A 22,745-nucleotide genomic window follows, 5' to 3' on the forward strand; every position below is an offset into this window, starting at 1 on the left:
CTCGGCGTGACGATGCCGGGATAATCCCGGCATCGTTGCTATCGGAGTTCCCCTCATGCCGTTCACCTTCGAGCACCATGATCCCGAGACCTATCGCCGCAAGGCGCGCATCATCAGCGTGGCCATGGCCGGCCAGCTGATCGTCTTCGGCCTGGTGTTCTCCCAACTGCTGGTGGCAGCCTTCGGTTCCAGCCTGTGGCTCAACGCGCTGGGGGTCTTTCTCGGCCTGCTGGCGACCAGCCTGACCTTCGCCGTGCTGCGTGAGCGCCCCTGGATGCGCGAGATGCGCTACGTATGGCAGCTCAAGCATCACCTCTCACGTGTCAGCGGCTACCTGGGCACCCTGCGACAGGAAATGGATCGCGGCAACGACGTCGCGCTGCATCTGATGACCTTTTACCATCAGGGCATGGCCCAGTTGGCCGAACTCAATGGCCGCACCCTGGATGACGATGCCGAGCTGCTCGGCGAGCGTGCCAGGATCCGGCGCCTGCGCGAGGAGCGCGGGTTGCCCGAACGGGTCGAGGGGGTCGATCCCAACGATCTGGCCGCCTTCCGCAAGCGCTGAGGAAGCCGCCCGAACCTCGGACCTGCTCCGTGGCGCTCATACCTTGGCGGCGTAGGCGTACAGCAGCGTTTCCTGAGCGCTGATGGGGGCGCTGTCTCCCGGCTGCTGCTTCAGGTAGCGGCCGTCCGGCTGGAGCAGCCAGCTCTGGCAGTTATCCACCAGATAGGTCTCGAGATCCTTGCGTACCCGCTCGGCCTGCTTGCGGTCGAGGAGCGGGAAAGCGGTCTCGACCCGGTGGAACATGTTGCGTGCCATGAAATCGGCGCTCGAGCACCAGGTCTCCTCCTTGCCGTCGTTGTGGAAATGAAACACTCGGGTGTGCTCGAGGAAGCGGCCGATGATCGAGCGCACCCGGATGTTCTCCGAGACGCCCGGCACGCCGGGGCGCAGGCAGCACATGCCGCGAATGATCAGCTCGCACTCGACGCCGGCCTGGGACGCCCGGTAGAGCGCCTGGATCAGCTTCGGCTCGGTCAGCGAGTTGCACTTGATGATCAGCTGAGCGCGCCGGCCGCGCCGGGCATGCTCGGCCTCGCGTTCGATCATCGCCACCAGACGTTCGTGCAGGGTGAAGGGGGCGTGCAGCAGCTTGTCGATATGCTGCGCCCGGCCCATGCCCGAGAGCTGCTGGAACACCTTGTGCACGTCGGCACACAGCGTCGGATTGGCGGTGAGCAGACTGTAGTCGGTATACAGCCGGGCGGTGCGGGCGTGGTAGTTGCCGGTGCCCAGGTGCGCATAGTGGCGTAGCTTGCCCCGCTCGCGGCGCACGATATGCATCATCTTGGCGTGGGTCTTGAAGGCCATCACCCCATAGATGACGATGGCCCCGGCCTCCTGCAGCCGCGAGGCGAGCGCCAGGTTGTCGGCCTCGTCGAAGCGTGCGCGCAGCTCGATCACCACGGTGACCTCCTTGCCGTTGCTCGCCGCTTCCACCAGGGCATTGACGATGGCCGAGTCGGCCCCGGTACGGTAGAGGGTCTGCTTGATGGCCAGTACGCTGGGGTCGCGGGCCGCCTCGCGCAGCAGATCCTCCACCGGCGAGAAGGCCTGGAAAGGGTGATGCAGCAGGATGTCGCCGCTGGCGATGGCTTCGATCAGGCTTGCCTTCTTGCGCATCGCCTTGGGCAGACCCGGGGTGAAGGGGCGGTAGCGCAGGTCGGGCCGGTCCAGGTCGCCGAGCGCCGAGATCATGCGGGTCAGGTTGACCGGGCCGTTGACGCGATAGAGGTCGGCCGCTTCGAGCTCGAACTGCTTGAGCAGGAAGGCGGCGAGCTCCTCGGGGCAGTTGTCGGCGACTTCCAGTCTCACGCCGCTGCCGTAGCGCCGGGCCAGCAGCTCGCCGCGCAGCGCCGAGGCCAGGTCGGAGACCTCCTCGGGGTCCATCGAGAGGTCGGCGTTACGGGTCAGGCGGAACTGGTAGCAGCCGCGTACCGTCATGCCGGGAAAGACCTCGGCGGCATGGGCGTGAATCATCGACGACAGGAAGACGAATTCCTGGAAATCCGCTTCGCACAGCTCGCCGGGGAGCGCGATGACTCGCGGCAGCGAGCGCGGTGCCGGCAAGATCGCCAGTCCGCCCTTGCGGCCGAAGGCATCCTTGCCCTCCAGCTCGACGATGAAGTTGAGGCTCTTGTTGACCAGCCGCGGGAAGGGGTGCGATGGGTCCAGCCCGATGGGGCTGATCACCGGGACGATCTCGTTCTCGAAGAACGTGCGGATCCAGGTCTGCTGCGCCTCGGTCCACTCGTCGCGACGGCGGAAGCGCAGCCTGTGTGTCTCGAGGGCCGGGATCAGGATCTCGTTGAGAATCTGGTACTGGCGGTCGACCTGCTCGTGCACGATCTGGGAGATCTCGGCCAGCAGCTGACGCGGCAGGATACCGTCGGCGCCGGTGGTTTCGTCGCCCAAGGCGACCTGGTGCTTCAGCCCGGCGACCCGGATCTCGAAGAACTCGTCCAGGTTGGACGAGAAGATCAACAGGAACATCAGCCGGTTGAGCAGCGGATGTGCTTCGTCCAGGGCCTGCTCGAGCACGCGCACGTTGAATTGCAGGTGCGAGAGTTCGCGGTTGAAGTACAGCACCGGATCGCTCAGGTCGGCCACGGCATCGGGCTGCGGCTTGGGCTTGATGCCGGCATGGCTCTGGTTGAGGCGTGGAGCGACCGTCTCGCTGGCCGTCTCGTCGGTGATGCCGGCGGACACGCCGCCGGACGCTACGAGGTCGGTGGGGTCAAAGGGGCCACCAGGGCCGGGCACGTCTACCATAACGCTCTCTCGTGGCTAAGCGGCAGAGTGCCCAGAGACCGGGTCCCGCCGTCAGGATGCGAGCAGTGTCGCCGCTCGTTTGGCGAAATAGGTCAGGATGCCGTCGGCTCCGGCACGCTTGAAGCACATCAGCGACTCGAGAATGACTTCGTCGGGGTCCAGCCAGCCGTTGTCGAAGGCGGCCATGTGCATGGCGTACTCACCGCTTACCTGGTAGGCGTAGGTGGGCACCCTGAGCTCGTCCTTGATCCGACGCACCACGTCCAGGTAGGGCATGCCGGGCTTGACCATCACCATGTCGGCGCCTTCGGTCAGGTCCAGGGCTGCTTCGTGGAGTGCCTCGTCGCTGTTGGCCGGGTCCATCTGGTAGGTGCGCTTGTCGGCCTTGCCCAGATTGGCCGCCGAGCCCACCGCATCGCGGAACGGGCCGTAGTAGCGCGAGGCATACTTGGCACTGTAGGCCATGATGCGTACGTTGGGCAGATGCTCCTGTTCGAGCACCTGGCGAATCTCCCCGATGCGACCGTCCATCATGTCCGACGGGGCGACGATGTCGGCCCCGGCCTCGGCGTGGGACAGCGCCTGCTTGAGCAATGTCTCCACGGTACGGTCGTTGAGCACGTAGCCGCTGTCGTCGATGATGCCGTCCTGACCGTGAATGGTGTACGGGTCGAGCGCCACGTCGGTCATGATGCCCAGCTCCGGCACTGCGGCCTTCAAGGCGCGCACGCTACGCTGGACCAGACCGCTGGCATTGTAGGCCTCCTCGGCCAGCTCGCTCTTCAGCGACGGCTCCACCACGGGGAACAGCGCCAGGGCGGGTATGCCCAGCGCGTGGGCTTCGCGCGCCTCCTCGATCAGCAGGTCCAGCGACAAGCGCTCCACGCCGGGCATCGAGGGCACGGCCTCGCGACGCTTCTCGCCGTCGAGGACGAACACCGGCCAGATCAGGTCGGCGGCGGTCAGGATCGACTCCCGCATCAGTCGCCGCGAGAAATCGTCGCGGCGCATGCGGCGCATGCGAGTGGCGGGAAACTGGCGTGTGGTCATGAAACTCAAGAGGCTCTACTCCAACTGGGGGCCACATCCGCCTTGAGATCAACTGGCGGCAGTGTGCCTGGAAAGAATGACGATTCGATGACAAGCATTGTGTCGAGTATATCAGTGCCGATCGAAGCGAAAAGCCGCGCCTTGTCGCACCCGGCACGACTCTCTAAAGTGTTGGCTTCGGGATTCGAGGCATGGCCCATCATTCGAGGCGCCTGACTACAAGGAGAAAGGCATGAGCAAACAAGTGGCGGTCATCCTGTCGGGGTGCGGGGTTCAGGATGGCTCGGAGATCTACGAGACCACCCTGACCTTGCTGCGTCTGGATCAACTGGGCATCGGCTATCGCTGCTTTGCGCCGGATATCATGCAGTACCATGTGATCGACCACCGCAACGGCGAGGCGATCGAGGGCGAGTCGCGCAATGTGCTGCTGGAATCGGCGCGCCTGGCGCGGGGCAACATCGCACCGCTGGAGGAACTAGAGGCCGACGAGTTCGACGCCGTGATCCTGCCCGGCGGCTTCGGCGCAGCCAAGAACCTGTCCAACTTCGCCGAAGCGGGCAGCGACATGGAGCCTCTCCCGGCACTGGTCGAGGCCGTGGCCCCCTTCCACGAGGCGCGCAAGCCGATCGGGCTGATGTGCATTGCGCCGGCGCTGGTGCCCAAGCTGCTGGGCCCGGGGATTGCCGTGACCATCGGCCACGACCCCGGTGTTTCAGGAGCGATCAGTTCGATGGGCGGCCTGCATCGCAGCTGCGGCGTCGAGGACATCGTAGTGGACTTCGAGAACCGCGTGGTGACCACGCCGGCCTACATGCTCGCCACCCGCATCGGCGAGGCCGCCACAGGGATCTTCAAGCTGGTCGAGCGTATCGACGAGCTGATGGACCTGTAACCACCGCACCGTAAAAAGCACAGCGCCCCTCGTTCCCGGCGAAACGAGGGGCGCTTGCGGTTCAAGGCTTGGCTGGTCTGTCAGACGTCGTCGCGCTCTTCGACCGGGGTGGTCGGCTCCGAGCCTTGTCGCTTGCGTCGCACCAGGCGGCCGAACAGGATGCCCACCTCGTAGAGCAGGTACATGGGGATGGCCAGCAGGCTCTGGGAGATCACATCGGGCGGTGTCAGCAGCATACCGATCACGAAGCAGCCGAGGATGATGTAGGGCCGCTTCTTCGTCAGGCTCTCCACCGTGGTGGCGCCGGACAGAATCAGCAGGAAGGTGGCGATGGGGATCTCGAAGGCCACGCCGAAGGCGAAGAACATCTTGAGGACGAAGTTCAGGTATTGATTGATGTCGGTCATTACCGCCACGTCTTCCGGCCCGGTCTGAGTGAAAAACTGGAACAGCAGCGGGAAGACGACGTAGTAGGCAAAGGCGGCGCCGGTATAGAACAACCCCACGCTGGAAGCCAGCAGCGGCAGGGCCAGAGACTTCTCGTTGTCGTAGAGGCCGGGCGCGACGAAGGCCCACGCCTGGTGTAGCACATAGGGAATGGCGACGAATACCGCGGCCACCAGCGTCAGTTTGAAAGGCGCCAGAAAAGGCGAGGCCACTTCGGTGGCAATCATCTGCGAGCCTTCCGGCAGCAGCGCCATGAGCGGCTGGGCCACGAAGGTATAGATCTCGTTGGCGAAGGGGTAGAGCCCCAGGAAGATGACGAGAACCGCCACCACAGCGCGCAGCAGGCGCGAGCGTAGCTCGACCAGATGCTCGATCAGCGGGGCCTGGCCAAGTTCCTGCTTGTTGTCGGAGTCGCTCATCGGGAAGCGGCACCCTTGTCGTCTTGGTCTTGGGGGGAGTCGGGTTCAGCGGTATCGCGGGCGTCGGCAAGAGCGTCGTCCAAGCGCGCCGCAGCCGGCTTGGGAGGCTCCTGCGCTTCATCCTGCCCCGGCACGGATTGAGCATCAGGTGACACTGTCGAAGACGATGGCGTTTCGGCGATGCTCTCGACGTCGCGCTTGGCCTTGTTCAGGCTCTCATCGAGCTTGGTCTGCTGCTCCTTGAGCTTCTGACGCAGCTCCTCCGCTTCGAGCTGCGAGTTGATCTCCCGCTGCATGCTCGACACGGTGCGCTTGATCTTGCCGACCCACAGCCCCACGGTGCGAGCCGCCTTGGGCAAGCGCTCCGGGCCGAGCACCAGCAACCCCACGATCCCGATGATCAGGAGTTCGAGAAAGCCGATATCGAACATGGAAGTTTACTTGCGCTCTTCCCGGTCCTCGACCTCGTTCGCCGTCTTCTTCTCCTCGGCGCGAACGTCGTAGGTGTTGGGCTGCTCCTCGTGGGTCACCTTGGCCTGCGTCTTGCTGTCCTTGCCTTCCTTGTCTTCCTCGTTGACGGCCTGCTTGAAGCCCTTGACTGCGCCACCCAGGTCGGAGCCGACGTTGCGCAGCTTCTTGGTGCCGAAGATCAGAATGATGATGCCGAGAACGATCAGCAGTTGCCAGATACTGATGCCACCTAACATGTAGCGTTACCTCTGAGTCGGGTTTCCGGCGGATCCGGAAGCCAATTTCACTTTGACCTTGCGGCCTTCTCTTCGTGCCCGGAGATTCCGAAACGGCGGGCCAACTCGTCTAGCACGTCCCGGTGGTCGAGTCCGAGATGCGACAGCATCACCAGGCTATGAAACCACAGGTCGGCGGTTTCGGCGACCACTGCCTTGCGCTCGGCGTCGCCGCCGGTTTCGGCGTCCTTGGCCGCCAGCAGGGTTTCCGTTGCTTCCTCGCCGACTTTCTCGAGTATCTTGTTGAGCCCCTTGTCATGCAAGGCGGCCACGTAGGACTCGGCGGGGTCGGCGCTGCGGCGCTGGCGGAGTACGTCGAAGAGTTCATCGAGAATATCATGCATGCGGCGACTCCGGTTGAGTTGGATCAAGTTCATTGCCAGGCCAGCAGCACCAGGCCCAGCCCGGCCAGCAGCAGTACCGGCCAGGGCTGGCTCGCGGCCCAGTCGGTCAGCGGTTGCCAGGCCAACGCCACACCGGCCAGCAGCAGCCCCAGGCAGGCGGCGTCCACTGCGCCGGCTTTCGCCCAGCTGCTGCTGGATGCCACCGAGTGCCTGAGCCTGACGGCGGCGCTGGCGATGCTCATGCTCGATGCGGCTGAGCGCCTGATGGGCCACAGAAGGCAGCTCGGGCAGTTGACGCGACAGCTCCGGCGCCTGGCGCTTGAGCGACTCCCACAGACCCACCGCACCGGCGCGCTCATGCATCCAGCGCTCCAGATAGGGCTTGGCGGTGCTCCACAGATCGAGGTCGGGGTAGAGCTGGCGTCCCAGGCCCTCGATGTTGAGCAGGGTCTTCTGCAGCAGCACCAACTGCGGCTGCACCTCCATGTTGAAGCGTCGTGCGGTCTGGAACAGGCCCAGCAGCACCTGACCGAAGGAAATGTCCTTGAGCGGCTTCTCCAGGATCGGTTCGCACACCGTGCGAATGGCAGCAGCAAACTCGTTGGCGCGGGTGTCTTCGCCGACCCAACCCGATTCGATATGCAGCGCGGCGACTTCGTAGTAGTCCTGACGGAAGAAGGCGAGCAGGTTGCGTGCCAGGTAGTCCTGGTCCTCGCGGGTCAGGCTGCCGACGATGCCGCAGTCGATGGCGATGTACTGGGGGTCGTGAGGGTGTTCGCGGGCGACGAAGATATTGCCCGGATGCATGTCGGCGTGGAAGAAGTTGTCGCGGAACACCTGGGTGAAGAAGATCTCCACGCCGCGTTCGGCAAGGCGCTTGAGGTCGGTACCCTGGGAGCGCAGCGCGGCGATGTCGGCTACCGGGATGCCATGGATGCGCTCCTGCACCATGACCCGGCGGCGGGTGTGTGACCAATGCACCGTGGGCACGTGGAGCAGCGGCGAATCCTTGAAGTTACGCTTGAGCTGCGAGGTGTTGGCGGCTTCCTTGTGCAGGTCGAGCTCGTCGAAAAGGGTGGCTTCGTAGTCGCGCACCACTTCCACCGGTCGCAGCCGGCGCGCCTCGGGCAGCAGGGTCAGCAGACCGGCAACCCGGTACATCAGTGCCATGTCCTGACGCATCACCCGGTCGATGGCGGGGCGGATGATCTTGACCACAACGTCTTCACCGCTGTGCAGGCGGGCGGCATGCACCTGGGCGATGGAGGCCGATGCCAGCGACTCCGGCTCGAAATGTGCAAAGGCGACGTCGAGAGGCATGCGCAGCTCGGCCTCGACCAGCGCCTTCGCTTCTTCGCCGGGAAAAGGCGGTACCTGATCCTGCAGGCGCCTGAGCTCATCGGCGACCTCCTCGGGCAGCAGGTCGCGGCGGGTGGAGAGTAACTGGCCGAACTTGACGAAGATCGGGCCCAGCGACTCCAGCGCCAGGCGCAGGCGCTCGCCGCCCGTACGTCGACCCACCGGCACCAGGCGCAGCGGCGAGAGCAGGAAGGCCAGGCGCAGCCACCAGGGCAACCGTTGAAGCGGTAGCAGGGTATCGAGGCGGTAGCGGGTGATCACCCAGATGATGCGCAGCAGGCGGAGCCCCATCATGACGCGGCCTCGCGTTCCAATCGGCGGCGCAGCCTGGCCAGGCGGGCCTCGAGGCGGTCGGTGGCTATCTCCAGCTCGGTGAGATGGTCGCGCAGGTTCTCCAGTTGCCGGCGTCCGGGAAGCAAGCGCGCCTCCTCGAACACATACTCGGCGATGTCGGCGCGCATCTCCTCCTGGGCACGCAGGCCCCAGCGGGCCAGGCTGCGCAGCCCTTCGGCGAGACTATGGGCGGGTACGTCGCCCAGCCAGCGGGCCAGCTCCGCTTCCCAGTCGATGTCGAGGTCGAGGAACAGGTCGCGCACCTCCTCGAGCAGGTGCACGCGGCCGCGCACGGCCAGGCGCCCACGAAACATCAGTCGCTCCATCGATTCGCCGCCGAGCAGCTCGCCCAGCGCTTCGGTATCGAGCTCGACGACGGTATCGGCAGCGCTCTCGTCGGGCTCGTCCTGGCGCATCAGGTCGACACCGTGCGGGTGGAAGCTCAGCAGCAGCGTCAGGGCAGGGCGCTCCAGTCGCAGCAGCAGCCGGCTGCCTGACAGCCGGGCCAGACGTGAGGGCGCAGCCAGGTCTCGTGCGAGCAGGGCATTGAGCGTGCGTTCGATGCCGGCCAGCAGCAGGGGCGGGGTCAGCGACATTACGACCTCAGAGCTTGATGCCGCGATGCAGGGCGACGATGCCCCCGGTGAGATTGGTGTATTCGACCCGCTCCAGCCCCGCTGTCTCCATCATTGCCTTGAGCGTCTCCTGGTCGGGATGCATGCGTATCGACTCGGCCAGGTAACGGTAGCTGTCGGCGTCGCCAGCCACCATCTGGCCCATCACGGGCAGCAGACGGAAGGAGTACTCGTCGTAGGCGCGGGTCAGCACGGGGTTGTTCGGCTTGGAGAATTCCAGCACCAGCAGGCGACCGCCGGGCTTGAGCACTCGCGTCATGGAGCGCAGCGCGGCGTCCTTGTCGGTGACGTTGCGCAGGCCGAAGGCGATGGTGATGCAGTCGAAGCTGTTATCGGGGAAGGGCAGGCACTCGGCATTGGCCTGCACGTATTCGACGTTGCCACCGACGCCGTTGTCGAGCAGTTTGTCGCGGCCGACCCGCAGCATCGATTCATTGATGTCGGCCAGTACCACTCGACCGCGAGGCCCGGCCAGACGCGAGAACTTGAGCGTCAAATCCCCGGTGCCACCGGCAATGTCGAGCACGCTGTGGCCGGGGCGCACACCGGCGCGCTCGATGGTGAGCCGTTTCCACAGCCGGTGGATGCCCAGTGACATGAGGTCGTTCATGACGTCGTAACGTGCCGCCACGGAGTGGAAGACATCGGCCACGCGTGAGGCCTTTTCCGCTATCGGCACCTCCTGGTAGCCGAAATGGGTGGTGCGCTGGTCCCCTGGGGTGGAGTGAGGGCTCATGCGAAAGGGCTCCCGAATCGCTGCGGAAAGGTGAGGCGGGCCTCGTTCAGGGCCACATTGTAGCCTTCGGCAACGGCGCTTGTCTTGACGCCCGTCTCCTACAGCTGCTTGATTTCGATGCCCAACGGCCCGCGGCTGGCGCCGGCCTTCTCCAGTCGCGCGAGATAGTCGGCCCAGTAGGCCTCGCGGTTCTGGATCAGCTCGTGAAGGTAGTCCCAGCTGTAGATGCCGCTGTCGTGGCCGTCGTCGAAGACAAGTTTGACGGCATAGCGGCCCACCGGCTCGATGTTCTTCAGGCCGACGTCCTTCTTGCCCACCTGCAGCACGGCCTGGCTGGGATGGTGGCCGCGCACCTCGGCGGAGGGGGAGTAGACCCGCAGGTACTCCACCGCCAGGCGATGGCTCTCGCCGCCGGGGTAGCTGAGCTCCAGCTCGCGGGCCTTCTTGTGGTAGTGGATCTTGCTGGGGATGGGGGCGGTCATGCAGGACTCCGCTTGCGTTGGTGAAGCGCAGCTGGCCGGCGACAGGCACCCGGGGTGCCGTACCATCGCGGAGGCGCTGTGAACCCATCCTTGGGCGCTACATTCACCATCCCTGGCGAATGACCTCCGCTTCGACCTGTACCCGGCGCTGCACTCATGTAGGCCTTTGCTGCCGCGAGGTGCAGCCCACGATTAAAGAATATACCGCGACAGATCCTCGTCCATCGCCAGCTCGCCGAGCTGGGAGTCGACGTAGGCGGCGTCGATCGCCAGCGGGCTGCCGAGGTCGGCGCCCTTGAACGAGGCCTCTTCCAGCAGTCGCTCCATTACCGTGTGCAGGCGCCGTGCGCCGATGTTCTCGGTGCCTTCGTTGACCTTCCAGGCGATCTCGGCGATGCGCTCGATGCCGTCCTCGGTGAAGTCGATGTCGAGCCCCTCGGTGGCCAGCAGCGCCTTGTACTGCTTGGTCAGCGCGGCGGAGGGCTCGGTGAGGATGCGCTTGAAGTCCTCCGGGGTCAGCGCTTCGAGCTCGACGCGGATCGGCAGGCGGCCCTGCAGCTCGGGGATCAGGTCGGAGGGGCGTGACAGGTGGAAAGCACCGGAGGCGATGAACAGGATGTGGTCGGTCTTGACCATGCCGTACTTGGTCGAGACGGTCGAGCCCTCGATCAGCGGCAGCAGGTCGCGCTGCACGCCCTCGCGGGAAACCTCGCCACCGCTGGACTGGCCGTTGCCCTTGGCCACCTTGTCGATCTCGTCGAGAAAGACGATGCCGTTCTGCTCCACCGCGTCGATGGCGCGATGCTTGATCTCCTCTTCGTTGACCAGCTTGGCGGCCTCTTCGTCACGCAGCAGGGCGAAGGCGTCCTTGACCTTGACCCGGCGGGTCTCGGTCTTCTGGCGGCCCATGTTGGAGAACAGGCTCTGCAGCTGGCTGGTCATCTCCTCCATGCCGGGCGGCGTCATGATATCGATGCCCGGCCCCTGGGGGGTGATCTCGATGTCGATCTCCTTGTCGTCGAGATCGCCCTCGCGCAGTTTCTTGCGGAAGGTCTGGCGCGTCGAGCTGTCGGCGCGAGGGCTGTCCTCCTGGCCGCGGGGCGGCGGCAGCAGGGCGTCGAGGATGCGATCCTCGGCGGCATCCTCGGCGCGATGGCGCACTTCGTCCTTGGCCTGTTCGCGCACCAGCTTGATCGCGGCCTCGGTGAGATCGCGGATGATCGATTCGACGTCGCGGCCGACATAGCCCACCTCGGTGAACTTGGTCGCCTCGACCTTGATGAAGGGCGCACGGGCGAGCTTGGCCAGGCGCCGGGCAATCTCGGTCTTGCCCACCCCGGTGGGGCCAATCATGAGGATGTTCTTGGGCGTGACCTCGGGACGCAGGTCATCGTCGAGCTGCATGCGCCGCCAGCGATTGCGCAGGGCGATGGCGACGGCACGTTTGGCATCCTGCTGGCCGACGATGAACTGATCCAGGGCGTGGACGATCTCGCGGGGGGTCATCTGGGACATGAGGGCGGCCTTCAGAGCGTTTCGAGGGTGACGTGATGGTTGGTGAACACGCAGATGTCACCGGCGATCTCGAGCGATTTCTCGGTAATTTCCTGGGCCGAGAGGTCGGTGTTTTCCAGCAGTGCACGCGCCGCGGCCAGGGCGAAATTGCCGCCCGAGCCGATGGCGATGATGCCGCGCTCCGGCTCCACCACGTCACCGTTGCCGGTGATGATCAAAGAGGCGTTCTTGTCGGCCACTGCGAGCAGCGCCTCGAGCCGGCGCAGGGCGCGATCGGTGCGCCAGTCCTTGGCCAGCTCCACGGCCGCCTTGACCAGGTTGCCCTGGTACTTCTCCAACTGCGCCTCGAAGCGCTCGAACAGAGTGAAGGCATCGGCGGTGCCGCCGGCGAAGCCCGCCAGCACCTGGCCGCGATAGAGGCGACGCACCTTGCTGGCGTTGCCCTTCATCACGGTGTTGCCCAGCGATACCTGGCCGTCGCCGGCCAGGGCCACCTGGTCACCGCGGCGCACGGAAACGATCGTGGTCATGGAGAGTAACTCCGTAACGGGGAGCCGGGGCTCCCGGTGACTTTCGGTCCCCGGCTGGCCGGGGGCCGTGAAAGAGCATCCAGGGTAGGTGCGGGCGGCTGGGGGGGAATTCAAGCGCCATCGGCTGCGTGGTCCTGTTGCCCGCCGCCAATGCGGCTCAGTTGGTGGCGCGGTGGCGCAGCGGGGTGATGCCCTGGGTCACCATCAGGTCCTCGGCGCGGTTGAGCTCACGGGTGTCGTCATAGGGGCCGACCATGACCCGGTGCCAGGTCTCGCCGTCTGCGGCCTGTACCTGGCTGACCTGGGCCATCAAGCTCAGGTTGCGCAGGCGCTGGCGCAGCTGCTCGGCGTCCTCGGGCTGGCGGAACGATGCCGCCTGCAGCATGTAGCGCGTGCCCGCCGGTGCCGCCGCCTCGCTGGCCGGTGTGGCATTCACTTCCTCACGCAGGTTGGCGGCGATCACCTGGGCGATGGGATCGTCGGCGGGCGTCGACTCGGCAGCGGCGTCGCTGGCGTCGGCTGGCGGTTGCTCGACCGTCGGCTCCGGCGGCGAGGCGGTCGAGGCGACGTCTTTCGGGGCCACCACTTCCTCGGGCAGCAGGGTATAGAACTCGAAGGTGGGCATGGGAGGGTCGCGCGGCTCGATGGTCGGCGTGGGTTCGCTCACTTCGGTTGGCGTGCGCGGGATCAGCTTGGCCAAGGGCGAGTCGCTGCCCGCCTGCCAAGGCGCGGTGCCGTGCTGATGCTGAGCCAGTAGAAAGCCTGCGATGACGCCACCCAGGCCCCATAGCCAACCGGGCAGGCGGAAGCCTTGGCGCCGGGCAGGAGCGCGCTTGCGGCTGGTAGTGGCGCCACGCTTGCTGGGCGTACGACGGGCGGCCATGGATCACATCTCCTCGGGGGCGCCGACGCCCAGCAGGTCGAGGCCGTTGCGCAGCACCTGGCGCGTGGCCAGGCCCAGGGCAAGGCGGGCGTTGCGCAGCTCGTCATCGTCGACCATGACCTTTACGGCGTTGTAGCAAGAGTGGAACTCGGCGGCGAGGTCGAGCAGATACTGGGCGACCTGCTGCGGTTCCCGTGATGCGGCGGCGTGGTCGACGACCTCGGGGAAGCGCGCCAGGCGATTCATTACCGCCTTCTCCTGGTCCGCGTCGAGCTTCGCCAGGCTGACCATCGCCAGGTCATGGTCGAATCCGAGCCCCTGGGCCTCGGCCTTGCGCAGCATGCTGCATACCCGGGCATGGGCATACTGCACGTAGTAGACGGGATTGTCGTTGGACTGTGAGCGTGCCAGGTCGATGTCGAAGGTGAGCTGCGAATCGGCACGCCGCGCGGCAAGGAAGAAACGCGTGGCGTCGCGGCCGACTTCGTCGATCAGGTCGCGCACGGTAACGTAGCTGCCGGCGCGCTTGGAAAGCTTCACCTCCACGCCGGAGCGGGTCACCATGACCATCTGGTGCAGCACGTAGTCGGGCCAGCCCCGGGGAATACCGGCTTCCAGCGCCTGCAGCCCGGCGCGCACTCGGGTCACCGTGGAATGGTGGTCGGCGCCTTGCTCGTTGATCACTGTCGTGAAGCCGCGCTGCCACTTGTTCAGGTGGTAGGCCACGTCGGGCAGGAAGTAGGTATAGCTGCCATCGGACTTGCGCATCACCCGGTCCTTGTCGTCGCCGAAGTCGGTGGTGCGCAACCACAGGGCACCGTCCTGCTCGTAGGTGTGGCCCTTCTCGATCAGCCGCTCGACCGCCTCCTCTACCTTGCCTTCACGGTAAAGCGAGGACTCCAGGAAATAGACGTCGAACGAGACGCCAAAGGCCTTGAGGTCGAGGTCCTGCTCGCGGCGCAGCCAGGCCACGGCAAATTCGCGGATGGCATCGAGGTCGTCGGGGTCGGCCTTGGCGATGACGTGACGGTCGTCGGCGTGGACCGTCTCGCCGGCCAGGTAATCGTTGGCCACCTCGATGATGTAGTCGCCGCGGTAGCCGTCCTCGGGCCAGGCGTCGTCATCGGGCGTGAGGCCCTTGGCGCGGGCCTGCACGGACAGCGCCAGGTTGGCGATCTGGGCGCCGGCGTCGTTGTAGTAGAACTCGCGAGTCACATCGAAGCCGGTGGCTTCGAGCAGCCGGCTGATACAGTCGCCAATGGCGGCACCACGCCCATGGCCGACGTGCAGCGGCCCGGTGGGGTTGGCGGAGACGAACTCGACCTGGACCTTCTGGCCGCGTCCGGCCAGGCTGCGGCCGAAGGTATCGCCGGCGTCGAGCACCTGGCGCACGACCTGAGCTGCGGCATCGGTGGCGGCGAAGAAGTTGATAAAGCCGGGGCCAGCGATCTCCACCTTTTCCACGGCGTCGCTCTCGGGTAACGCCGCGATCAGCGTCTCGGCCAGCTCACGAGGCTGGCGGCCGGCCGGCTTGGCCAACAGCAGCGCCAGGTTGCTGGCATAGTCGCCATGGGCCTTGTCCTTGGTCGGATCGACCTTGATGGTCGGTGCGATATCGGCGGGCAGCGTGCCTTGCTGCTTGAGCGTATCGAGGGCGTTCTCGAGCAGGGAGATGATCGTCTCTTTCATGAAGCGGTTATGTCCTGTTGCGACGGGCGCACGAGGTGATGACGAAGCCAGAGGCACTCGCGAAGGGCGCGGCCACGAAGAAAATGGGGCTGGTCGACCATTATCGGCAATTGTGCCGCGGCTTTAAAGGCCGCACGTTCAGCTGAGTGTCTGCGGGTCGACGTCCAGCGACCAGCGCACCCGGCGCGCCTCGGGCGAGGCCTCGAGCCAGACGGTGAGTCGGGCACAGGCAGCATGCAGCTGGCTGCGCCGGCCGGCGCTGAGCAGCAGGTGGACATGGTAGCGGTTCTGGCGCCGCTCCATGGGCGCCGGTACCGGCCCCAGGCAGCTCACGTCGGGGGCGTGCTCGGCGACCCACTGACGCATCAGGGAGGCTGCTTCGCGGCCGAGTGAGGTGGCCGCTTCCTCGCGCGGGCTTTCCAGGCGCAGTAGGGCGAGGTGGCGGAAGGGCGGCAGCGCGGCGGCGCGACGCTCGGCAAGCAGCTGGCCGGCCAGGGCGTCGTAGCCGTGCTCGGCGAGCAGCCGCAGGTGCGGATCGTCGGTGTGCAGGGTCTGCACCAGCACGCGACCGGGATGCGCGGCGCGGCCGGCGCGGCCGGCAACCTGGGTGAGCAGTTGGGCGCTGTGCTCCAGGGCGCGGAAGTCGCTGGCATAGAGCCCGGCGTCGGCGTTGACCACGACCACCAGCGTGACGTGGGGCAGGTGGTGTCCCTTGGCCAGCATCTGGGTTCCGACCAGCAGGCAGGGGGCACCGCGCCTCACCTCGCCGAGGGTCTGCTCGAAGGCATCGCGCCGCCGCGTGCTGTCGCGATCGATACGGTGAACCGGTACCTTTGGGAAGAGCGCCGCCAGGGTCTCTTCGGTGCGCTCGGTACCGCTGCCCAGTGGGCGCAGGTCGGCGCTGCCGCACTCGGGACAGGCATCCGGCACCGGACGGTGCTTGTCGCAGTGATGGCAGGCCAGCATCGGTGGCTGGCGATGCAGCGTCATGTGCGCGTCGCAGGCGTCACAGTCGGCCAGCCAGCCGCAGGTGTGACAGGCCAGCGTCGGCGCGAAACCGCGGCGGTTGATGAACACCAGCACCTGATGTCCGGCCGCGAGCGTCTCGCGAATCGCCTCGATCGTCGGCGGGATCAGGCCGCCCTGGCGCTGACGGCCGCGCAGGTCGATCAGCTCCAGCCGGGCCGGGGCGTAGCGGCTGGCGCGGCGGGTCAGGCGCAGGTGCCGGTAGTTGCCGCGCTCGGCATGGTAGAGGCTCTCCAGCGACGGTGTGGCGCTGCCCAGCACCAGCGGGATGTCGTGGTGCTTGGCGCGGGCCACGGCCAGGTCGCGAGCGTGGTAGCGCAGCCCGTCCTGCTGCTTGAACGAGCCGTCATGCTCCTCGTCGACGATGATCGCGCCGGGCCGTGCCAGCGGCACGAAGATTGCTGAGCGGGTGCCGATGACAATGGGTGCGCGACCGCTGGCCACTGCTTCCCAGGCGTCGAGGCGCTCGTTGTCGGTGAGTCCCGAGTGCAGTGCCACCACCGCTACCCGGAAGCGACTGCGAAAACGTGCCAGGGTCTGCGGCGTCAGGCCGATCTCGGGCACCAACAGCAGCGCCTGGCGTCCGCGAGCGACTACCGCCTCGATCAGCTGCAGGTAGACTTCGGTCTTGCCGCTGCCGGTGACGCCATGCAGCAGGCAGGGATGAAAGGCATCGAAGCGTTCATGAATCGCCGCCAGTGCCGTGGCTTGCTCGCGGTTGAGCGGTAGCGCCGGCTCGGCCAGCAGCTGGGTCGTGGCGGGTGCGGCGCCGGCGAGCGGTATCTCGTGCCGTTCGGCCAGCGCCTTCTCCACCAGCGAAAGTAGTTGGTCGCGAGTAAAGCCCTGGGCCACGATCGCCTGGGTGGGCAGTCCATGGGGGTGTTGGCGCAGCATGGACAGCAGCTCGGCCTGGCGCGGCGCGCGGCGCAGGCGCGCATCGCCATCACGGCTAGCGGCCAGGGCCCGCCAGTGCTCGCGCTGACGTCCGGCCAGCGGGCGACCCTGGCGCAGCAGCACGGGCATCGCCTGATGCAGGGTGTCACCCAGAGAATGCTGATAGTAGCGCGCGGTGAAGCGGCACAGCCAAAGCCAGTCCTCGGGTAGCGGCTCGGCGTCCAGCCAGGCCTCCACCGGTCTCAGCTGGTCCAGGGGGTAGTCGCTGCGGTTGTCGCACTCCATCACCACGCCGACCACCTGGCGGCGTCCGAAGGGCACTCGAACGCGCAAGCCTGCCTGCCACCCGCCGGGGGGCGCTTCGCGGCACGGGCGGTAATCGAACAGGCGCCTCAGGGGCGTGGGCACCGCCACGCGCAGCACGCGAGGCGGAGGCGAAGAGGGGGAATCGAGCAATTGGCCTCCGGCGTCGGCTCTGCTAGAATATCCGGCCGTCGTGGCACCTGGCTTTCGAGAAGCAGGCCTGGCGGCTACCGGTTGGTTGAACGACTAATGTTGAACGAGTAGCGACGACAGACAACCCGTATGCGGTGCCTGGCAATGGATCAGGTGGCGGCATACCGCTCCATGAGGCTCAAGATGAAACAAGGTATTCACCCGGATTACAAGATGGTCACCGCGACCTGTTCCTGCGGCGCGACCTTCGAGGTCGGCACTACTGCCGGCCATGACCTGTCACTGGACGTCTGCTCCCAGTGCCATCCTTTCTACACCGGCAAGCAGAAGCAGGCTACCACCGGCGGCCGCGTCGAGCGTTTCAACAAGCGTTTCGGTGCCGCCATCAAGCGTGGCTGATTCGCCCTGCTACGGCGATACGCCTCGAAAACCCGCCTTCACGGCGGGTTTTCTCGTTCTGGGGCAAGGGAAGATGCCGGCGGGTGATAAGGAAAGGGTTATGGTTGCAGTGTCTGGTATAAGTTGCAGTAAATGGTAGCGATTGTTCGCGAACGAGCGTTCAAAAGCGGCGAATGGTGCGCTTGTTGAGTAATGGAAGGTTTTTCTATATTGTAGAGGCCCTTACCCAAAAGTATGGATACCGGACTCTCAGCATGACAGACGCCAAGAAGCAGGCAGCGCTGGATTATCACGCCAAGCCCATTCCCGGAAAGCTCTCCGTGGAACTGACCAAGCCCACCGCTACCGCTCGTGATCTCTCCCTGGCCTACAGTCCTGGTGTCGCCGAGCCGGTGCGCGAGATCGCTCGCGATCCGGAGAACGCCTATCGCTACACCGGCAAGGGCAACCTTGTGGCAGTGATCTCCGACGGCAGCGCGATTCTCGGCCTGGGCAACCTGGGGCCGCTGGCCAGCAAGCCGGTGATGGAAGGCAAGGGCGTGCTGTTCAAATGCTTTGCCGGCATCAACTCGGTGGATGTCGAGGTCAATGCCGAGAGTCCGCAGGCCTTCATCGATACCGTGGCGCGCATCGCCGACACTTGGGGCGGCATCAACCTCGAGGACATCAAGGCCCCCGAGTGCTTCGAGATCGAGCAGGCGCTGATCGAGCAGTGCAGTATTCCCGTGTTCCACGACGATCAGCACGGCACCGCCATCGTCACCGCGGCCGGCATGCTCAATGCGCTGGAGATCGCCGGCAAACGCCTGGAGGAGGCCAAGATCGTCTGCCTGGGTGCCGGCGCGGCGGCGATCGCCTGCATGAAGCTGCTGGTTTCCTGCGGGGCTCGCTCCGAGAATCTGATAATGCTCGATCGTCGCGGCGTGATCCATGCCGGCCGTGAGGGGCTCAACCCCTACAAGGCGGTCTTCGCGGTGGACACCGACAAGCGCACGCTGGACGATGCCATCGAGGGCGCCGATGTGTTCATCGGCCTTTCCGGTCCCAACCTGATGACCGCCGAGCACATGCGCAAGATGGCGCCGAACCCCATCGTCTTCGCCTGTACCAACCCCGATCCGGAGATTCATCCCGACGTGGCACGCGAGGCGCGCCCCGACGTGATCATGGCCACCGGTCGCTCCGATTACCCCAACCAGGTCAACAACGTGCTGGGCTTCCCGTTCATCTTCCGCGGGGCGCTGGACGTGCGTGCCACGCGCATCAACGAGGAGATGAAGGTGGCGGCGGTGCATGCGCTCAAGGACCTGGCTCGCGAGCCGGTCCCCCAGGCGGTGCTCGACGCCTATGAGCGCGATCACATGGCGTTCGGCCCCGAGTACATCATCCCCACGCCGGTCGACGTGCGGCTGTTGGAGCGGATCCCGGCGGCGGTGGCCCAGGCCGCGGTGGATTCCGGGGTGGCGCGTCGTCCCTACCCGGCGCACTATCCGCTGAAGACCGTGGATGACGTCTACGGCGGCTGACGCTGGAACGTGCAACGACTGACGCAGCAGTGCGCCGGCCTTCGGGCCGGCGTACTGCATGTTGGGCGTATTGAGGTGGGTTTACCAGCTGTAGAGCAGGGTCACGTTGCTGGTGTGATCGGTATTCGCATCCGCCGTCTCGGGTGGGCTGGAGTTGTGCTTGATCTCGTGAGAGAGGCGCAGCGAGAGTCGTGAGTTGAGCTTTGCCGTGAGTGACGACACCGACCGCGACGTGGTGTTCTTGTCGGTCGCTTCCACCGACATCTCCTGGCGCAGATGAGAGTAGTCGGAGAAGGTCCACTGATAGTCCAGGGCGCTGTAGATCACGCCGAGGCTGTCGCTTCCGCCGTCCTCGAACTGATCGTGGCGGAATCCCGGCCCTCCCTCGAGCGAGAGGCGATGTCGACCGGTGTCGATGACGTCGCGCCCGTAGCCGCCGATGGTGGTGATTTGCTGGTCGTAGCCGCTGAAGCGGTCCTTCTCCCAGCGAGCGAAGCCGAACAGATAGTGCGGCCCGCTGAAGTCGTAGCGTTCCCGGCCCGAGAGCAGATATTGTTCGGCACTGGTCTCGCCATCGCGGGCCACGTTGCGTACCTCGGCGCGCAGCGTGTGGGTCAAGCGCCCCGTCAGCCAGGTCAGGCGACTCTTGCCGATCAGGGTCTGGCTATTGGTGTTGCCTGAAAGGTGAGTGTAGCCGAGCTCGGCTTCGCCGCTGAAGGTGGGGCTGTCCTCTTTGGGTTGCGGAGGCGCATAGAAGACACTGTTGGCGAGGGCGGTGCCCGGCAATAGCGTCAGGCCAATGAAGCACCATGGTAGAAGGCGTGGCATAGCAACGAACCTGTCCTGTTGTCCCGGTAACGGACCGCCTGGGTGAGCGGCTGTATGACGGTTGGCAAGACGGTGGGCGGCGTCCCTGCCGCCCTCGCACATACACTCCGTTAGAAAAATGCTTTTTGTTCAGAAGATCGCTTCGTAGCTGCCGGTACCCTGCGAGCCGCTGCGTTGCTCGATCTCCTGCTCGATCCGGCGCGGCTCCATGTCGGGCAGGTGATCGGGATGAAATATTTCAGTGATTCCCCCGGCTTGGCCATCGGCCAGGCGTCGCCCGGTCTGCTCGTCGATGCGCGCCCTGACCAGCTCCTCGGGCTCTTCGGGCAAGGCCTCGGGACGCCCCTCCAACGCGCTGCCCATGAAGTCGATCCAGATGGGCAGGGCGGCATTGCCGCCATACTCGGCAATCGACTCGTTATCGTCCTTGCCGACCCATACGGTAGCGACCAGATCGTCGTTGTAGCCAGCGAACCAGGCGTCGCGGAAGCCGTTGGTGGTGCCGGTCTTGCCCACCACGTCGCTGCGATTGAGCGACAGTGCGGCGCGTCCGGTGCCGCTCTCGATCACGTCGCGCAGCATGTCGCGCAGAATATAGACGGCCGTCGGGTCAGCGACCTGGGGCGCCACATCGTAGCGCTGGCCGTCGATTTCGACCTCGGTCTGCCCCTCGCGACAGTCGCGGCAGGCGATGGCGGGGCGGGCTTCGCTGATGACTTGGTCGTCGCTGCCACGGGTGACGCGCTCGATGAACCAGGGGGAGACCTGGAAGCCGCCGTTGGCCAAAACTGCATAGGCGTTGGTCATCTCCAGCGGCGTCAGGTCGGCACTGCCAAGCGCCAGTGACAGGCCCCGCGGTAGCCGGTTCGGGCTGAAGCCGAAGCCCTCCAGGTACTCGATGGTGTTGTCGAGACCAAGGGTCTGCAGGATGCGGATCGTCACCAGGTTGCGTGAACGTGCCAGCGCCACGCGGAGACGGGTCGGGCCGAGGAAGTCGCCGCTGGAGTTCACCGGTCGCCAGACCTCGTCGCTGCCGTCCTGCATCACCACCGGCGCGTCGTTGACCACCGAGGAGGCGGTCATCAGGCCGGTGTCGAGAGCGGCGAGATAGACGAAGGGCTTGAAGATCGAGCCCGACTGACGCTGCGCCTGGACGGCACGGTTGAACTTGCTGGCATTGAAACTGAAGCCGCCTTGCAGGGCCAGAATCGCGCCGTTGCTGGGGTTCATTACCACCAGCGAACCCTCGGCGTCGGGGCGCTGGGAGAGACGCCAGCTGCCGTCGTCGCGTTGCAGGATGCGCACCAGGTCGCCGGTATCGGCGATCTCGGCGGCGGAGCTTGGCTCGGCGCCGCGTGCCCGCGGGCTGCGGTACTCGCGTGCCCAGGAGAGGCCATCCCAGTCCAGGGTGACGAGTTCGCCTTCCCGGCTCAGTACGCGCATCTCGCGACCCTGGCTCTCGACCACGATGGCGGGCTGCAGGGGGCCGAAGCCCGGCGTGCGCTCGAGTACGCGCAGCCAGTTGCTGACGTCGCCCTCGATGCCCTCGATGCGCGTCTGGCTGCGCTGCGCAGCCTGGCGGGCGGTCTGCATGATCTCGGGGGACTCGTCGAGCTCCTCTTCCAGGCCGCGGCGTTCGGTGCGCTCCTGGGCCTCGGCCAGGCTGGCGGGAATGTCGCGCTCCTCCGGCCCACGCCAGCCGTGGCGGGTATCGTAATCGATCAGACCGCGGGCCAGGGCCTCGCGGGCAAAGGGCTGCAGGTCGCTGTCTAGCGTGGTGTGGATGCGGTAGCCGCCGGTGTAGGCCTCTTCGCCGAAGCGCTCGATGGCGTACTGGCGTGCCATCTCCGCCACGTAATCGGCATCTACCTCGACCTGCGCCACGTAGCGACGGGCAGTGGTGGGCTCCTGCACGGCGGCCTCGTAGGTGGCCTGGTCGATGTAGCCGAGCTCGCGCATGCGGTAGAGGATCCAGTTGCGGCGGATCAACGAACGCTCGGGGTTGGCCAGCGGGTTGAACGACGACGGCGCCTTGGGCAGCCCGGCGATCATCGCCTTCTGCGCCAGCGACAGCTCGTCGAGTGGCTTGTTGTAGTAGACCTCCGCGGCGGCGGCGATGCCGTAGGCACGGTGGCCGAGGAAGATCTTGTTGACGTAGAGCTCGAGGATCTCCTCTTTCGACAGGATGGTCTCCATCTCCAGTGCCAGCAGGATCTCGCGGATCTTGCGGGTGAAGGTTCGATCCAGCGTCAGCAGGTAGTTTCGCGCCACCTGCATGGTAATGGTGGAGCCGCCCGACTGGATGTCACCGCTGGCGACCAGCTCCAGGGCGGCGCGCGCCAGGCCCTTGGGATCGACCCCACGATGATCGAAGAAAGAGGCATCCTCGGCGGCCAGCAGGGCCTGGAGGAAGTCCTCCGGAATCTCGTCGAAGGTGACCGGCATGCGGCGTTCCTCGCCGTACTCGCCGATCAGCTTGCCGTCACGGGTGAAGATGCGCAGCGGGGTATGCAGTTCGAAATCCTGCAACTGGCGAACGTCGGGCAGGCCCGGCGAGAAATAGAGGGCTGCGCCGGCGACGCTGAGCAGGGCCGCGGCGAATAGCGAGACCAGTAACCAGAAGGCCGAAAGAACCAGAGTCTTTATCCACTTCATGAAAAGGCGTTATCCGTGGTGAGAGCAGGAAGGGGATGGCGATGAAAGTGTGCCTTCATTGG

At 65.8% G+C, this 22,745-nt stretch carries 20 protein-coding genes and 1 pseudogene; 4 read left to right on the forward strand and 17 right to left on the reverse strand.

Annotated features, from left to right (window positions below; translation table 11 throughout):
- Positions 1-55 precede the first annotated feature (55 nt).
- A complete protein-coding gene (locus HNO53_RS02525; RefSeq protein WP_209475982.1) occupies positions 56-568 on the forward strand; it encodes a DUF3087 family protein in 513 nt (170 codons plus the stop codon).
- 36 nt (positions 569-604) lie between these two features.
- On the opposite strand, the gene ppk1 is transcribed toward HNO53_RS02525, so the two are convergent.
- A complete protein-coding gene (ppk1, locus tag HNO53_RS02530; protein ID WP_209475983.1) occupies positions 605-2,836 on the reverse strand; it encodes a polyphosphate kinase 1 in 2,232 nt (743 codons plus the stop codon).
- A 51-nt stretch (positions 2,837-2,887) separates the two neighbouring features.
- A complete protein-coding gene (hemB, locus tag HNO53_RS02535) occupies positions 2,888-3,886 on the reverse strand; it encodes a porphobilinogen synthase (RefSeq protein WP_420827864.1) in 999 nt (332 codons plus the stop codon).
- Positions 3,887-4,118: 232 nt separating this feature from the next.
- Here hemB and elbB point away from each other — a divergent pair, with 232 nt between their 5' ends.
- Entirely contained in the window at positions 4,119-4,781 is a 663-nt protein-coding gene (elbB, locus tag HNO53_RS02540; protein ID WP_209475985.1) for an isoprenoid biosynthesis glyoxalase ElbB, read from the forward strand.
- Positions 4,782-4,861: 80 nt separating this feature from the next.
- Here elbB and tatC read toward each other — a convergent pair whose 3' ends face one another.
- The 13 genes and pseudogenes from tatC to HNO53_RS02605 all read right to left on the reverse strand — a co-directional run bounded on the left by tatC (position 4,862) and on the right by HNO53_RS02605 (position 17,275).
- Positions 4,862-5,647, reverse strand: a complete 786-nt coding sequence (tatC, locus tag HNO53_RS02545) for a twin-arginine translocase subunit TatC (RefSeq protein WP_209475986.1) — start codon at positions 5,645-5,647, stop codon at positions 4,862-4,864.
- Complete coding sequence (tatB, locus tag HNO53_RS02550; protein WP_209475987.1) at positions 5,644-6,078, reverse strand: Sec-independent protein translocase protein TatB; 435 nt, start codon at positions 6,076-6,078, stop codon at positions 5,644-5,646. Before tatB ends, tatC begins: the two co-directional genes overlap by 4 nt.
- Positions 6,079-6,084: 6 nt before the next feature.
- Complete coding sequence (tatA, locus tag HNO53_RS02555; protein WP_209475989.1) at positions 6,085-6,354, reverse strand: Sec-independent protein translocase subunit TatA; 270 nt, start codon at positions 6,352-6,354, stop codon at positions 6,085-6,087.
- A 47-nt stretch (positions 6,355-6,401) separates the two neighbouring features.
- Complete coding sequence (locus HNO53_RS02560; protein ID WP_209475992.1) at positions 6,402-6,737, reverse strand: phosphoribosyl-ATP diphosphatase; 336 nt, start codon at positions 6,735-6,737, stop codon at positions 6,402-6,404.
- 29 nt (positions 6,738-6,766) lie between these two features.
- Positions 6,767-8,387, reverse strand: a pseudogene (ubiB, locus tag HNO53_RS02565) (ubiquinone biosynthesis regulatory protein kinase UbiB).
- Entirely contained in the window at positions 8,387-9,025 is a 639-nt protein-coding gene (locus HNO53_RS02570; protein WP_209475994.1) for a ubiquinone biosynthesis accessory factor UbiJ, read from the reverse strand. Before HNO53_RS02570 ends, ubiB begins: the two are co-directional and overlap by 1 nt.
- Before the next feature lie 7 nt (positions 9,026-9,032).
- Positions 9,033-9,800: a bifunctional demethylmenaquinone methyltransferase/2-methoxy-6-polyprenyl-1,4-benzoquinol methylase UbiE gene (gene ubiE / locus HNO53_RS02575; RefSeq protein ID WP_209475996.1), complete on the reverse strand. Its 768-nt coding sequence runs from the start codon at positions 9,798-9,800 to the stop codon at positions 9,033-9,035.
- A gap of 98 nt (positions 9,801-9,898) precedes the next feature.
- On the reverse strand, positions 9,899-10,282 hold the full coding sequence (locus HNO53_RS02580; protein WP_209475998.1) for a gamma-butyrobetaine hydroxylase family protein: 384 nt from the start codon (positions 10,280-10,282) through the stop codon (positions 9,899-9,901).
- A 192-nt stretch (positions 10,283-10,474) separates the two neighbouring features.
- Positions 10,475-11,797: an ATP-dependent protease ATPase subunit HslU gene (gene hslU, locus HNO53_RS02585; RefSeq protein ID WP_209476000.1), complete on the reverse strand. Its 1,323-nt coding sequence runs from the start codon at positions 11,795-11,797 to the stop codon at positions 10,475-10,477.
- Between the two features lie 11 nt (positions 11,798-11,808).
- Complete coding sequence (gene hslV, locus HNO53_RS02590; RefSeq protein WP_209476002.1) at positions 11,809-12,327, reverse strand: ATP-dependent protease subunit HslV; 519 nt, start codon at positions 12,325-12,327, stop codon at positions 11,809-11,811.
- A 157-nt stretch (positions 12,328-12,484) separates the two neighbouring features.
- Entirely contained in the window at positions 12,485-13,210 is a 726-nt protein-coding gene (locus HNO53_RS02595) for an SPOR domain-containing protein (protein WP_209476004.1), read from the reverse strand.
- 3 nt (positions 13,211-13,213) lie between these two features.
- Positions 13,214-14,899, reverse strand: a complete 1,686-nt coding sequence (gene argS, locus HNO53_RS02600) for an arginine--tRNA ligase (protein WP_209476006.1) — start codon at positions 14,897-14,899, stop codon at positions 13,214-13,216.
- 138 nt (positions 14,900-15,037) lie between these two features.
- Complete coding sequence (locus tag HNO53_RS02605) at positions 15,038-17,275, reverse strand: primosomal protein N' (RefSeq protein WP_209476008.1); 2,238 nt, start codon at positions 17,273-17,275, stop codon at positions 15,038-15,040.
- A 183-nt stretch (positions 17,276-17,458) separates the two neighbouring features.
- Between HNO53_RS02605 and rpmE the strand changes: the two genes are divergently transcribed.
- Complete coding sequence (gene rpmE / locus HNO53_RS02610) at positions 17,459-17,674, forward strand: 50S ribosomal protein L31 (RefSeq protein WP_111412913.1); 216 nt, start codon at positions 17,459-17,461, stop codon at positions 17,672-17,674.
- Positions 17,675-17,928: 254 nt separating this feature from the next.
- Positions 17,929-19,200: a malic enzyme-like NAD(P)-binding protein gene (locus HNO53_RS02615; RefSeq protein WP_209476010.1), complete on the forward strand. Its 1,272-nt coding sequence runs from the start codon at positions 17,929-17,931 to the stop codon at positions 19,198-19,200.
- 81 nt (positions 19,201-19,281) lie between these two features.
- On the opposite strand, the gene HNO53_RS02620 is transcribed toward HNO53_RS02615, so the two are convergent.
- On the reverse strand, positions 19,282-20,028 hold the full coding sequence (locus HNO53_RS02620; protein WP_209476012.1) for a DUF481 domain-containing protein: 747 nt from the start codon (positions 20,026-20,028) through the stop codon (positions 19,282-19,284).
- Positions 20,029-20,157: 129 nt separating this feature from the next.
- Positions 20,158-22,683, reverse strand: coding sequence for a penicillin-binding protein 1A (locus HNO53_RS02625; RefSeq protein ID WP_209476014.1), 2,526 nt, complete (start codon positions 22,681-22,683; stop codon positions 20,158-20,160).
- Between the last annotated feature and the right edge of the window lie 62 nt (positions 22,684-22,745).

The sequence above is a fragment of the Billgrantia antri genome (assembly GCF_017868935.1).
Lineage (GTDB): Bacteria > Pseudomonadota > Gammaproteobacteria > Pseudomonadales > Halomonadaceae > Halomonas > Halomonas antri.

What these genes read in the sequence shown, in the direction of transcription:
- tatC (WP_209475986.1), bottom strand. Translation starts at nt 5,647, where the DNA reads ATGAGCGACTCCGACAACAAGCAGGAACTTGGCCAGGCCCCGCTGATC.
- argS (WP_209476006.1), bottom strand. Translation starts at nt 14,899, where the DNA reads ATGAAAGAGACGATCATCTCCCTGCTCGAGAACGCCCTCGATACGCTC.
- HNO53_RS02580 (WP_209475998.1), bottom strand. Translation starts at nt 10,282, where the DNA reads ATGACCGCCCCCATCCCCAGCAAGATCCACTACCACAAGAAGGCCCGC.
- tatB (WP_209475987.1), bottom strand. Translation starts at nt 6,078, where the DNA reads ATGTTCGATATCGGCTTTCTCGAACTCCTGATCATCGGGATCGTGGGG.
- rpmE (WP_111412913.1), top strand. Translation starts at nt 17,459, where the DNA reads ATGAAACAAGGTATTCACCCGGATTACAAGATGGTCACCGCGACCTGT.
- HNO53_RS02615 (WP_209476010.1), top strand. Translation starts at nt 17,929, where the DNA reads ATGACAGACGCCAAGAAGCAGGCAGCGCTGGATTATCACGCCAAGCCC.
- hemB (WP_420827864.1), bottom strand. Translation starts at nt 3,886, where the DNA reads ATGACCACACGCCAGTTTCCCGCCACTCGCATGCGCCGCATGCGCCGC.
- HNO53_RS02595 (WP_209476004.1), bottom strand. Translation starts at nt 13,210, where the DNA reads ATGGCCGCCCGTCGTACGCCCAGCAAGCGTGGCGCCACTACCAGCCGC.
- tatA (WP_209475989.1), bottom strand. Translation starts at nt 6,354, where the DNA reads ATGTTAGGTGGCATCAGTATCTGGCAACTGCTGATCGTTCTCGGCATC.
- hslV (WP_209476002.1), bottom strand. Translation starts at nt 12,327, where the DNA reads ATGACCACGATCGTTTCCGTGCGCCGCGGTGACCAGGTGGCCCTGGCC.
- HNO53_RS02625 (WP_209476014.1), bottom strand. Translation starts at nt 22,683, where the DNA reads ATGAAGTGGATAAAGACTCTGGTTCTTTCGGCCTTCTGGTTACTGGTC.
- ppk1 (WP_209475983.1), bottom strand. Translation starts at nt 2,836, where the DNA reads ATGGTAGACGTGCCCGGCCCTGGTGGCCCCTTTGACCCCACCGACCTC.
- HNO53_RS02570 (WP_209475994.1), bottom strand. Translation starts at nt 9,025, where the DNA reads ATGTCGCTGACCCCGCCCCTGCTGCTGGCCGGCATCGAACGCACGCTC.
- HNO53_RS02525 (WP_209475982.1), top strand. Translation starts at nt 56, where the DNA reads ATGCCGTTCACCTTCGAGCACCATGATCCCGAGACCTATCGCCGCAAG.
- HNO53_RS02620 (WP_209476012.1), bottom strand. Translation starts at nt 20,028, where the DNA reads ATGCCACGCCTTCTACCATGGTGCTTCATTGGCCTGACGCTATTGCCG.
- ubiE (WP_209475996.1), bottom strand. Translation starts at nt 9,800, where the DNA reads ATGAGCCCTCACTCCACCCCAGGGGACCAGCGCACCACCCATTTCGGC.
- hslU (WP_209476000.1), bottom strand. Translation starts at nt 11,797, where the DNA reads ATGTCCCAGATGACCCCCCGCGAGATCGTCCACGCCCTGGATCAGTTC.
- HNO53_RS02560 (WP_209475992.1), bottom strand. Translation starts at nt 6,737, where the DNA reads ATGCATGATATTCTCGATGAACTCTTCGACGTACTCCGCCAGCGCCGC.
- elbB (WP_209475985.1), top strand. Translation starts at nt 4,119, where the DNA reads ATGAGCAAACAAGTGGCGGTCATCCTGTCGGGGTGCGGGGTTCAGGAT.